Origin of the sequence: Dysgonomonas sp. Marseille-Q5470, assembly GCF_951230145.1 — a bacterium.
In the GTDB taxonomy this organism is placed as follows: Bacteria; Bacteroidota; Bacteroidia; order Bacteroidales; family Dysgonomonadaceae; genus Dysgonomonas.
Genome location: NZ_CATNVE010000003.1, coordinates 533,116 through 545,795 on the forward strand (window position 1 = coordinate 533,116; position 12,680 = coordinate 545,795).

General features: G+C 37.6%; 10 protein-coding genes. 6 read left to right on the forward strand and 4 right to left on the reverse strand.

What is annotated here, in order from left to right; all coding sequences use genetic code 11:
• Positions 1–10: 10 nt before the first annotated feature.
• The 3 genes from QOX35_RS08215 to QOX35_RS08225 all read left to right on the forward strand — a co-directional run bounded on the left by QOX35_RS08215 (position 11) and on the right by QOX35_RS08225 (position 5,104).
• Positions 11–3,034, forward strand: a complete 3,024-nt coding sequence (locus tag QOX35_RS08215; protein ID WP_283686528.1) for a golvesin C-terminal-like domain-containing protein — start codon at positions 11–13, stop codon at positions 3,032–3,034.
• A gap of 461 nt (positions 3,035–3,495) precedes the next feature.
• The gene (locus QOX35_RS08220; RefSeq protein WP_283686529.1) at positions 3,496–4,620 is read left to right on the forward strand and encodes a DEAD/DEAH box helicase; all 1,125 of its coding nucleotides are present in this window, start codon (positions 3,496–3,498) and stop codon (positions 4,618–4,620) included.
• Positions 4,621–4,648: 28 nt separating this feature from the next.
• A complete protein-coding gene (locus tag QOX35_RS08225; RefSeq protein WP_135104081.1) occupies positions 4,649–5,104 on the forward strand; it encodes a cold-shock protein in 456 nt (151 codons plus the stop codon).
• A 14-nt stretch (positions 5,105–5,118) separates the two neighbouring features.
• Here QOX35_RS08225 and QOX35_RS08230 read toward each other — a convergent pair whose 3' ends face one another.
• The 3 genes from QOX35_RS08230 to QOX35_RS08240 form a co-directional block, all read right to left on the reverse strand.
• Positions 5,119–5,967, reverse strand: coding sequence for a hypothetical protein (locus QOX35_RS08230; protein ID WP_283686530.1), 849 nt, complete (start codon positions 5,965–5,967; stop codon positions 5,119–5,121).
• A gap of 71 nt (positions 5,968–6,038) precedes the next feature.
• On the reverse strand, positions 6,039–7,187 hold the full coding sequence (locus QOX35_RS08235; RefSeq protein ID WP_283686531.1) for a dipeptide epimerase: 1,149 nt from the start codon (positions 7,185–7,187) through the stop codon (positions 6,039–6,041).
• Positions 7,188–7,214: 27 nt separating this feature from the next.
• The gene (locus tag QOX35_RS08240) at positions 7,215–8,420 is read right to left on the reverse strand and encodes a C40 family peptidase (RefSeq protein WP_283686532.1); all 1,206 of its coding nucleotides are present in this window, start codon (positions 8,418–8,420) and stop codon (positions 7,215–7,217) included.
• A gap of 306 nt (positions 8,421–8,726) precedes the next feature.
• Here QOX35_RS08240 and QOX35_RS08245 point away from each other — a divergent pair, with 306 nt between their 5' ends.
• Together QOX35_RS08245 and QOX35_RS08250 are read left to right on the forward strand one after the other, a co-directional pair.
• A complete protein-coding gene (locus tag QOX35_RS08245; RefSeq protein ID WP_283686533.1) occupies positions 8,727–9,989 on the forward strand; it encodes a putative DNA modification/repair radical SAM protein in 1,263 nt (420 codons plus the stop codon).
• On the forward strand, positions 9,989–10,750 hold the full coding sequence (locus tag QOX35_RS08250) for a TIGR03915 family putative DNA repair protein (RefSeq protein WP_283686534.1): 762 nt from the start codon (positions 9,989–9,991) through the stop codon (positions 10,748–10,750). Before QOX35_RS08245 ends, QOX35_RS08250 begins: the two co-directional genes overlap by 1 nt.
• A gap of 104 nt (positions 10,751–10,854) precedes the next feature.
• On the opposite strand, the gene QOX35_RS08255 is transcribed toward QOX35_RS08250, so the two are convergent.
• A complete protein-coding gene (locus QOX35_RS08255) occupies positions 10,855–11,691 on the reverse strand; it encodes an energy transducer TonB (protein ID WP_283686535.1) in 837 nt (278 codons plus the stop codon).
• Between the two features lie 218 nt (positions 11,692–11,909).
• Here QOX35_RS08255 and QOX35_RS08260 point away from each other — a divergent pair, with 218 nt between their 5' ends.
• Complete coding sequence (locus QOX35_RS08260) at positions 11,910–12,647, forward strand: polyprenol monophosphomannose synthase (RefSeq protein WP_283686537.1); 738 nt, start codon at positions 11,910–11,912, stop codon at positions 12,645–12,647.
• Positions 12,648–12,680: the final 33 nt, after the last annotated feature.

Consider the following 12,680-nt stretch of genomic DNA (forward strand, 5'->3'; position numbering starts at 1 on the left):
TTAAATTATAATGAAAAGGAGTTTTTTTTTCAATGTTTCTCTTTTATTTCTCTCATTTTTTATAGTGAATGAAATAAAAGCTCAAATTATTCCCGATAGTATTAAACGTAATATTGGAACATACCTGACAGAATTTGCCAACAAGGATGTAAAAACAGGGAAAATAAAAATAGACTCTGTGAACATACAAGGAAAAACTATAACCTTCTTTGCTGGAGTAAACCTTTCCTATATTCCTTTTCGGAAAAATGAAGTAGATGTTATTTATAATAAAATTAAAGGTCTACTTCCCGAAAAGTATAAAAAATACAAAGTCGAATTGGTTACAGATACCCGAAAAGTAGAAGATTTGGTTTTATTTGGAAAAGAAAGAAAGCAGCTATTTGCTAACAAGCTTGATAAACCATTGATAGCAAACTTATCTCAACCCTATGTTGCTGACCGAGGATTGCAGAATCATCACCTGGCTATATGGCAAAGCCACGGATGGTATTACGAACAAAAGTTAGCACGTTGGGAGTGGCAGCGCGCTCGTATCTTTCAGACTGTGGAAGATCTATATACTCAAAGTTATGTATTGCCATACTTAGTACCTATGCTCGAAAATGCAGGTGCAAATGTTTTGTTGCCTCGCGAACGTGATATACAGCGACATGAAATAATTGTAGATAACGATAGAAATAAAGATAAATCGATATATAAAGAAATTAATGGAAAAGACAGCTGGACAGCTGGCTACTATGAAGGATTTGCATATTTGAAAGAGTTATATCTGGATGGAGAAAATCCATTCAGATCAGGCTCTTACAAAGAAGTAAAGACAATAAAGAACGGAGAAGAAAGTCGATGTGAGTGGATCCCCGATATTCCCGAAAATGGTAAATATGGGGTGTATATATCTTATAAGACATTAGCTAATAGTACAGATGATGCCCGATATACAGTATATCATAAGGGTGGAAAAACTGACTTTAGTATTAATCAAAAGATGGGTGGAGGTACATGGATATTTCTGGGTTATTTTTCTTTTGATAAGGGTATAAATGAAAATTGTAAGGTTGTATTGACCAATAAAAGCAATAAAGCCGGACGTATATTGACTGCTGATGCTGTTAAAATAGGAGGAGGAATGGGTAATATTGCAAGACTGCCTCATGCCAGCGGTGTTGTAACCGACAATACTAAAAGTTCCGAAACTATTGAAAATGATAATATAAAGAAACTTCCGGCGATAGATTATAAACCTGAGGTGAGCGGTTATCCTCGTTATACAGAGGGTGCTCGTTACTGGTTGCAATGGGCTGGTGCTCCCGATAGTATATACAACAAGAGCGAAGGAAAAAATGACTATACCGACGATTATCAAAGTAGAGGTTTCTGGGTAAATTATATTGCAGGGGGTTCTTCGGTATTACCTAAAAAGGACGGACTGAATATTCCGATAGACCTTGCGATGGCTTTTCATACCGATGCCGGTACTACCTTCAACGATTCTATTATTGGAAGCCTCGGTATTTATATGACTCATCACAATGATGAAAAGTTTGAAAATGGTAAGACTCGCTGGGCTTCTCGTGACCTTACCGAAGTGATAATGGATGAGATCGTAAAAGATATTCGCCGCGAGTATGAACCGCAGTGGACTCGTCGTCAGATGTGGAACCGTTCTTATAGCGAAGCCCGTGTTCCGAATGTGCCTACCATGTTGTTGGAATTACTGTCGCACCAGAATTTTGCAGATATGAAATATGGTCTCGATCCTCGTTTCCGTTTTACCGTTAGCCGTTCCATATATAAAGGCATGCTCAAATTCGTGGCTCATCAATATGGCTATGATTATGTTGTGCAGCCATTACCGGTAAAATCATTTAGTGCGCAATTTTCCGGGGATACTCAGGTGGAATTAAAATGGAAGCCGGTAGATGATGTTACCGAGCCAAGCGCAAAGCCTGATCAATATATCGTATATACACGTATAGGCGATGGAGACTTTGATAATGGTAAGATAGTGAATGGTATAAGTGCGATTATGCCGATCGAAAAAGAAGTATTATATAGCTTTAAGATAACTGCTGTAAACAAAGGAGGACAAAGCTTTCCGTCTGAAATACTTTCGGTATGTAAGAAGTCGGAAGAGAAAGGGCAGGTGCTTATTGTTAATGGTTTTGATAGACTATCTGCTCCTTATAGCTTTGCTTCGAGAGATAGCATTGGTGGATTTTTAGACTTTATTGACCATGGAGTGCCCGATAAAGTAGAATATAATTATATTGGAAGCCAATACGAATTCAGAAGGACGATACCTTGGATGGATGACGATGCTGCAGGCTTTGGTGCAAGCAATGGGAATTACGAAACAACAGTTGTTGCCGGAAATACATTTGACTATCCGTCTATGCATGGGCGATCTATTACTGCAGCGGGATATTCGTTCGTGTCTGTAAGCCGTGATGCTATATTGGACGGAGCTGTGGACATGAACTCTTACAAATTAGTAGATTTGATATTAGGGAAACAACGACAAACAAAAATGGGTAGAGATGTAAGTCCTGTTGAGTTCAAAACATTTCCTAAAGAATTGCAAAGCAAAATTACTGATTATTGTAAACAAGGAGGAAATATCTTTATAAGCGGAGCTTATATCGCTTCTGATCTGTGGGATACCGAAAAGCCTCAAGTAGAAGATCAAAAATTTGCTGCCGATGTGTTAAAATATAAATGGAGAGTCGGGCGTGCAGCAGTTGAGGGGAAAGTGAAAACAATAGCGTCTCCATTTCCCGTATTTTCTGGTAACTATGAGTTTTATACCAAACTCAACCCTATAGCTTATGCTGTAGAATCTCCTGATGCTTTAGAGCCAGCCGGAGATAATAGTTATACAGTATTCAGATATACAGAGAATAATCTTAGTGCCGGTATTGCTCATGATGGCGATTACAAAACGTGTGTAATTGGTTTTCCTTTCGAAGCGATAAAAGATCAAGCAGAAAGAGACAGCCTGATGTCAAATATTCTTTCTTTTATGTTTAAATAAAGGAAAAAAGAAGAAGTGTCCTGAAATAATTTGTATTACCGAAGTATTATCTTCTTTGTCATTCTGAATGTAATGAAGAATCTCCATCCTCCCGAACGAGATGTTTCACTCCGTTCAACATGACAAATATAAAATACAAATTATTTCAGGACACTTTTTTATTATTGTCTATATTGTTTTATCCTCTTATATACTAGAGAGTTTTATCAAATAAAATACGAAGAATAGAATAAGTCGATTTGTTTTCGTATCTTTGTCTTTTGAACAATCGAGTTTATATTGTATCTTTCTTCGCAATGTTTTGCTCCGCCTCTGTTTTAGCGGAACTTCCCATCGTAAAAAATGACGTCAAAATTAACTTTCTTGTTTATTTTATTAACAAGTTACGGAAATGTGTTGCACAGTGTTCGTAACACATTATTCAATTATAAAATCTGTAGTAGATTACAGTTAAGCTATTTATGACATTTAAAGAATTAAATATTATTGAGCCGATATTAAAGGCTCTGGAAGAAAAAGGATATACAACGCCAACTCCTATACAAGAAAAAGCTATTATTCCGGCTTTAACCAATCGAGATGTTTTAGGATTGGCACAAACAGGTACAGGTAAAACCGCCGCCTTCTCACTGCCTATCATTCAGCAACTTTATTTGAATAAAGTTAGTGGCAAAAAGAGAGAAATAAGAGCTTTAATATTAACTCCAACACGAGAACTGGCAATCCAAATAAACGACAGCCTCAATGACTATACTCAGTATACAGGAATTCGCCATTGTGTTATATATGGAGGAGTGAAGCAAAAAGCGCAAACAGATGAATTGAAGACAGGCATAGATATATTAGTTGCTACACCGGGACGACTATTGGATTTGATTAATCAGGGTTTTATAAATCTGGACTCTATACGTCATTTCGTCCTTGATGAAGCTGACCGTATGTTAGATATGGGTTTTATTCATGATATTAAACGTCTGCTGCCTAAGTTGCCTAAGGAGAAACAAACTTTGTTTTTCTCTGCTACTATGCCATCGACAATTGCTTCTTTGTCTCGCTATATCCTCAGAGATCCTCTTAAGGTAGAAGTTACACCTGCATCATCTGTTATAGATACTATTAAGCAATATTTGTATTTTGTAGAGAAACAAGAAAAGAAAGACTTGTTGATCAATTTGTTGAAAAAAGATAAAAAGCAATCAGTTCTAGTCTTTTCCCGCACGAAGCATGGAGCAGACAAAATTGCACGTCTTCTTTGTAAAGCAGGGATTGGTAGCGAAGCTATTCATGGCAACAAATCTCAAAATGCACGTCAACGTGCGTTGAATAATTTCAAGTCACAAAAGACACGAGTTCTCATTGCTACGGATATTGCGGCAAGAGGGATAGATGTGGATCAACTGGAGTTGGTTATCAATTATGATTTGCCCGATGTTCCCGAAACTTATGTGCATCGTATCGGTCGTACCGGACGTGCAGGTAATAGTGGAACTGCTCTTACTTTCTGTTCGGCGGAAGAGAATGCAATGCTAAATGATATTCAGAAACTAACAGGGAAGAAGTTGAATCAATTATCAATTCCAGCGTAACAAATATAAAAACATAAATATATAATTAATGGCAAAATCAAATTCATTTAACAAAAGAGAAATAGAAAAAAACAAACAGCAAAAGAGAAAAGAAAAACAACAGAAAAGAGAGGAAAGGCGAAATGCTCCTGTCGACTCATTTGAAGATATGATCGCTTATGTGGATGAAAATGGTGTTATAACCAGTACACCTCCCACTCAGACAAATAAACAAGATATAGAAATAGAAGATATCGCTATTTCAACGCCCAAGAAAGAAGATGTAGAAGATCCTATCCTCAATGGTCGTGTAGAATACTTTAATCAGGATAAGGGGTATGGCTTTATTAAACACACAGGTAGCACAGAAAAATATTTCTTCCATGTAAGCAGCACTTTAGTTCCCATTGAAGAAGGCAATATGGTGACATTCGAATTGGAGCGAGGTCAAAAAGGCATGAATGCTGTAAGAATCACTCTGGCTAATAAGGAAGATAAAAAGTAATATAGATATCTTATCTATATTAACTGTCCGTTTTCTTTATGATATTCAATCAGTCCTTTAATCGGATTTTCAATAATAACATCAATGTATATTCCTAAGTCTTGAGCTATTTCTCTTAAGATGAAGGAGTACATTTTTGCTATCGATCCTACAAAGCGTATAGGGTATTCCTTATATTCATATTGAAGGATATTCCTTTCAAAGAAAGACCGTAGATTCTTTCTGACTAAATTATTGATATAGGGATGTTCGAGATATTCGTATAGAAAGAATGACAAGACGGATAAGAGTTTGTTTGGGAATGGTTTAGAATAAATATAATCCATGATCTCATCCGGATCAATCTTATACTTTCTGTAGAATGGCTCTATAAGTTCAGTAGGTGCTAATCCTTTTAAGCAATCAGCAAGAAATATCTTACCTAAGGAAGCGCCACTTCCCTCGTCCCCAAGGATATACCCCAAAGGTTTCACATTCTTTATTATGGTATCCCCATCATATAGACACGAGTTAGAGCCGGTTCCCAAAATACAGGCAATACCGGCTTCGTTTTTAAATAGGGAACGAGCCGAACCCAAAAGGTCACTTTCGATGATCGATGGTGTTTTAAACTGGGCCTCAAGTGAAGCTTTTACTACATTCTTCTTTTCAAGTGAAGAACAGCCTGCACCATAGAAATGTATGGTATGAAATTTAGTCTTAAAGAAGATCGGTGGCAATTGTAGCCGAATAGAACGACTTATCTCCTTTCTTGTCTGGAAAAAAGGATTAATACCATCGGACAAGAAATGTTCTACAATTCCACTTCTGTCCACCAGGCACCACTCTGTCTTTGTAGAGCCGCTTTCAGCTAGTAATATCACGTATTCTTATGTATTAAATTTATGCAAAGATAGATAAATAAATATAACTTATCATCAAAAAACTATTTGGATCACCCGACTTTCTCTATTCCGATTCCGGGCTTATCATCCAGATGTAACTTCCCATTTATAACTGTTACTCCTTTGAAGCAGTCATTACTGATCAATAGATTCCCATCCAGATCGGCCCAATCTACAGCCGGTGATAATTGCGTTGCGGCAGAGATGGCACAAGACGTTTCGGTCATACAGCCTATCATTACTTTCATGTTGGCTGCCCGTGCTACAGTTTGTATTTTCCAAGCTTCACGCATGCCTGTACACTTCATTAACTTGATATTTACTCCGGTGAAAGCTCCTTTTAGCCGTAGCACATCTTGAAGACGTTGAAAAGACTCATCAGCAAATATAGGTAGCGGGCTTCTTTCTGTAATCCATGCGGCATCTTCCAGATTATATTTGGGCATTGGTTGTTCGACCATGACTATACCTTTTTCTTTTAGCCAGTTGATCATGTCCAATGCATAATGTTTATCTTTCCATCCCTGATTGGCATCCACGGCTATAGGCTTGTCGGTTACTGTCCGTATAGCCTCTATCATCTGCTTGTCATTTTCTCGTCCGAGCTTTACCTTCAGTATATTGTATAATGGTGCGGCCTCTCTGGTTTTTTGTTTAACAATCTCATCCGTATCGATACCAATCGTAAACGTTGTAGATGGTGTTTTCTCTTTGTCCAACCCCCATATTTTATACCAGGGCTGATTCATTATTTTGCCTACCAAATCATGCAATGCAATATCTATAGAAGCCTTAGCCGCAGTATTATTCTCTGTTATTTTGTCGATATAGGTGAGTATATCATCCAGTTCAAACGGACTGGAAAATTGTTCGAGATCTACTTTTTTCAGAAATTCGATTACCGAAGCTTGGGTTTCTCCCAAATAGGGAGGGAGAGAAGCTTCTCCATAGCCAGTTATGCCATCGTATGTAATTTCAGTCAGTACAACAGGTGTTGTTGTGCGTGAAGAATTAGCAATAGTGAATACATGGCGCAATTGCAAATCGTATGGCTTAAAGCTTAACTTCATTTTCTTATTTAATGAAATAGTCTTCTTATTATTTTGAGCAAATGCTGCTAATGGATTGCCGGCGAATAATCCACTTCCTATTGTTGTTAAAGCTGCTGTTTTTAGAAAATTACGTCTCGATTGTGACATGATTCGATATATTAAGTATGATGATAATTACTTATAGAATGAGTTGTTTGATATAGACCATATTCCCGATCCCTCTTTATCTATGGCCCCTATTATGCGCGAAGCTCTGATGAATTCTTTTGTATTCACTTCGTCATAATCATTGTCTTTAGGATCGAGGCTGCTGATACGGATATACCCTGATGCATGAATGAACTTATTGTTGCCAATATAAAATGCGACATGACGTATACGTTCTTTTTTATCCTTTTCAGCTTTTTTTCCAAAAAACATCAAATCTCCGGGTTGTAAGTTTCCATATCCATTGCTTACATCAATCGGTATGCCTGTATGTACCTGTTGTGAGGCATCTCTCATCAGAATAATACCGTGCATCAGTGCTATTGTTTTGGTAAACCCACTACAGTCCATGCCCTTTACCGATGTACCACCCCATACATAGGGAATCCCCATCAGGGTGTATGCCTTTTTCACAAAGTCGTCCCCTGATATTATAATTCCGGCAAGCCAGTCTTCATACTTTTTACTTTGGCTTTTTAGTATATATGCTTTTCGTCCATCGGGGTATGATACATTATAAAAATCTCCAACCTCGCCTTCTTTTTTCAGAATGTTGCAACTGACTAGATCGGATACAGTCTGACTTTGTGTATCAGGTGCAGAATATGCAAACCCAAAATAGTCTGTAAATATTATTTTTTTAGCCGAGTTCCAATTCTCAAATTCAGTCTTAGTCATCGGGTGATAATTTATTTCCTGAGTCCAAGCTATGTATCCATCAGGAGTTTGTATGCGACTCCACCCATCTTTTTGTAAAATTCGGATTGGTGTTCCGAGGGTAGCCTGAGTAGCCATTTCTGCCGAGAATTTGCCTTCAATTCGGATATCGGCAACAGACAAGGTTATCACACCATACGTCTTGTCTCCTAAATCTTTATCGGGTAATAATTTTATCTTATCTGTGAAGTTTTTTCCATAGATTTTTTCAGACTGCTTTATTAATTCATTATATGCAGCAATGTCGGATGTAACTCCTGATAATGTAGGATTCTTTTCGTGATCATCTACTTTTATATCAAACACTTTTACTCTTTTGTCAGGGATATGTTTCTCTCTGATATTGTTGAGGATTGTCTCTAGTTCTGCATGCTTGTAAATTTGTTTGTCTGTATTTTGCGCATATAATACAGAATAACATATACATAAAGCAATCAGTGTGCATATTTTTTTCATAACGGCAGGCCTGAATAATTTATTAGATGTGATATTACAAATATATGCAAAATAAGGATTTCCGCAGAGTTTTACTTTGTGTTTTCTCTTTTTGAGTGGTTAAAATAGTTTAAAATATATATCTAAACACTAATTCGATGTATGTGCCTTTATGCTCGACTTTAACGATACATTTTGCTTAATAGTAATAAAATATTTTATTGTAAATTGCATGTAATTAGTGTTTTAGTTATTTTTCAACAAAAGGTCTTATTTTAAATTATTTTATAATAGCCTCTCTTTTAAAATGCTTTTCTTTGTATTTCTATGAATGATAATGTACTCGAAAAACTGGAGGTATTGGCAGAGTCGGCAAAGTATGACGTTTCTTGCTCTTCCAGTGGAACTGTCCGCAAAAATAAAGCGGGCGGACTCGGGAATACTGTAGGTGGTATGGGGATATGCCATAGTTTTACGGAAGATGGGCGTTGCGTTTCATTGTTGAAAATTATGCTAACCAACTACTGTATTTATGATTGTGCATATTGTATCAACCGTAGGAGTAATGATATTCGTAGAGCTACTTTCACCGTCCAAGAATTGGTTGATCTTACAATTGAGTTTTATCGTCGCAACTATATCGAAGGACTTTTTCTTAGTTCGGGCGTTATCAACAACCCGGACTATACGATGGAGCGTATGGTAAGGGTCATAAAAAATCTCAGAACTGTACAACGATTCAACGGATATATTCACATGAAAAGCATACCCGGTGCTAGTCAGGAATTGATTAGTGAAGCCGGATTGTATGCCGATCGTATGAGTGTAAATCTGGAAATACCTACAGAGGTAAATCTGAAACTACTGGCTCCCGAAAAAGATCACCGCAGTGTATACAAGCCGATGCGCTATATTCAGCAGGGGATGCAACAAAGTATAGAAGACAGGCGGAAGTTTCGTTCTGCACCACGCTTTGTTCCTGCCGGACAGAGTACGCAAATGATAGTAGGTGCAACCAATGAGCGGGATAAGGATATCTTGCGCGTGTCTTCCATCCTTTATCAACAAACGCAGATGAGGCGTGTATACTACTCGGGCTTTATTCCGGTAAACAGCTATGATACTCGTTTGCCAGCACTAACGCAGGCGCCATTGGTGAGGGAAAATCGCTTATATCAGGCCGACTGGCTGATGCGTTTTTATCAGTATAGAGCTGACGAAATCGTAGACGATGCATATCCTGATCTTGATCTCGAGATAGACCCGAAATTGGCATGGGCACTGCGGCATCCCGAAATGTTTCCGGTGGATATTAACAAAGCTGACTATGTAATGATTCTTCGTGTGCCGGGTATTGGGGTTAAGTCAGCCCAGTATATTGTAACTTCGCGTCGGCATGGTAGATTGAATGCCTCACATCTTAAAAAGATTGGAGTGGTGATGAAAAAAGCGCAGTATTTTATTACTTGCAACGAGCTGCCCATGTATACAGTCAATGAGGCTACGCCGGAGTATGTTCGCAAAATCCTTACTGAACCTAAAAAGCGAAAAGGTGATGATAGCCAGTTGTCTATAATATTCCCCGACTGATGATAGTTTTTTTTTACGATAAAACATTCGAAGGCTTATTGACCGCCATCTTTGATGCATATAGCCGAAAAGTATTTCCCGACAGATTACTGGCAGAAGGAGATATTGCTCCCATGTTTATGGATGATAGCTATACGGTGGTTACGCAAGAAGACAAAGCTACTCGGGTTTGGAAAGGATTAGAAAATAAACTGTCGAAAGGAGCATGCAACATGCTTACCTATGTTTGGCTTTCGGAGGAAGAAGGAAGTGACGATCTTATGTTCCGTTATATTCGTAAAGCGCTTGATAATAAAATCTCTATAGAAACGAATTTTGCAGATAGCGATGTTTTGCAGATGAGCCAACTGGCTAGGAAAGTGTCCCACGAGGAACTCTATCTGAAACAGTTTGTGCGTTTTCAAAAAGCTGCTGACGATATATTCTTTGCACCTGTATTTCCCCGATATAATGCTCTTCCTTTGGCTATTGGTCATTTCAAAGATCGCTTTTCGGATCAAAAATGGGTTATCTATGATATGAAAAGAAAATATGGGTATTACTATGATCTGAATACAGTGGTAGAGATCACCCTTGATAATGATGAACATTTGCTGGGCGGAAAATTAGATGAAAAGTTGATGGCCGAAGACGAAAAGTTATTTCAAGAGTTGTGGAAAGGTTATTTTAAGTCGATGACCATAAAAGAACGTATAAATCCAAAACTGCATCGACAGCACATGCCAAAACGTTTTTGGAAATACCTTACCGAGAAACAATAAGAAGGCTGTAATAGTGTTTTTCTTGTCCTTTGTCATCCTGATCGAAGAGAAATCAATATCGGATAAGGTAAAAACGCTATACAGCCTTCTTGGGCAGAGTACTTCTATTGTTTCAGTTTGAATACAATCGGAATTGTGAAATATACCTGAACAGGATTTCCGCTTTGCTTCCCCGGAATCCATTTTGGCATACTTTTTATAACTCTCATTGCTTCCTTGTCGCATGTCGGACTAATACCTTTTAATAATTCCAAGTTGGATATTTCACCGGTTTTACTAACAACGAATCTTACTATAACACGTCCCTGTGTTCCTATCTCTTGATCTACAACGGGGTATTTAAGGTTGGCACTTATAAATTTATACATTTCGGATTCACCACCAGGGAATTGGGGCATGATTTCTACTGCAATAAATGTCTCGGGTTTCTTTTCTGTTCCTCCCTTAGCCGTTGGTGTCATTATGCTTTCTATATCTTTTCGGACAGCATCAGGGTCAGTAGAACCATTTTCTACCTTGTGTTTTCCAATGGCGTCTTTGCCTTTTGCAACCTCTTCCATTGTCACCATCTCTTCTTCATTATTGACTTTATAGTCATCTACAATTGTTGGTGGAACAAACTTCGTCATTTGTATAAATTTAGGTGGTTCTGGAATTGGTGGTTTTTCAATCTCATCTACTTTGTTTAATGGCGGATCGATAACTACTATTGTATATTTATCTGTTATATTATCCGGCTGTATGCCTGTTGCAGCTTTTACAGTACTGATGATTAACGGTAGGGCTGTTACAAAACCTACAAAAACTAAGATGATAGCAAAAGCGAGAATGTGTCGTTTCCAAGAAGATTGCCTTAAAGCGAATGCTCCGTATGATTTGTTTCTTCCTTCAAAAACTATGTCACACCATTCTGTTGAGTTTAGGTTTACTGCGTTTTTCATAACTGTATGTTTTAAATTGTTACTTAATCTTGTCTTTTTCTACTTAATAGATATTAAAGTCTCTGAATTTCCATAAAGAGGTATTAATTTTTTTTAATCTCATTGAAAAAGTTCTTTTAGCGAAATGGATATCGTAATATTTTAGTTTTTTTTGTCGGGCAAATTTTTATTTATCAATACTTAAAATGCTACATTTGTAACTTAATATATTGTAGGAAATGTCAGATTCAATAGTTATCATCCCGACTTATAACGAAAAGGAGAATATAGAGGCCATCACAAGGGCAGTGTTCGATCTACCAAAAGAGTTCGATATTCTGATTATAGACGATGGTTCTCCTGATGGAACCGCCTCTATTGTAAAGAGGCTTCAAACAGAGTTTCCCGAAAGGTTACATCTTGTGGAAAGAGCCGGTAAACTTGGTCTTGGAACGGCGTATATCGCAGGGTTTAAATGGGCTTTAGGACGTAGTTATGAGTATGTGTATGAGATGGATGCTGATTTTTCTCACAATCCGAACGATCTTCTCCGCTTGTATGAGGCATGTGTTAATCAAGGAGCCGATCTAGCGGTAGGCTCACGCTATTGTAGTGGCGTAAACGTTGTAAACTGGCCTATGGGCAGGGTTTTGATGTCTTATTTTGCTTCCAGATATGTGCGTTTTATTACGGGCATGAAGGTACATGACTCTACAGCCGGATTTGTTTGTTATCGGCGTGCAGTTCTAGAAACGATCGACTTAGATAATATTCGCTTCAAAGGATATGCCTTTCAGGTGGAAATGAAGTATACGGCACATTGTTTGAAATTTAATATAAAAGAGGTATCTATTATTTTTGTTAATCGGATGTTGGGTACTTCAAAAATGAGTTCCGGTATTTTTGCTGAAGGTGTCATTGGTGTAATTACAATGCGCTTGAGGCAAATGTTTGGCGGAATTCATAAAAAGAAATAAAAACTTGTGTATCTTTGTTGTATATTTTTTATA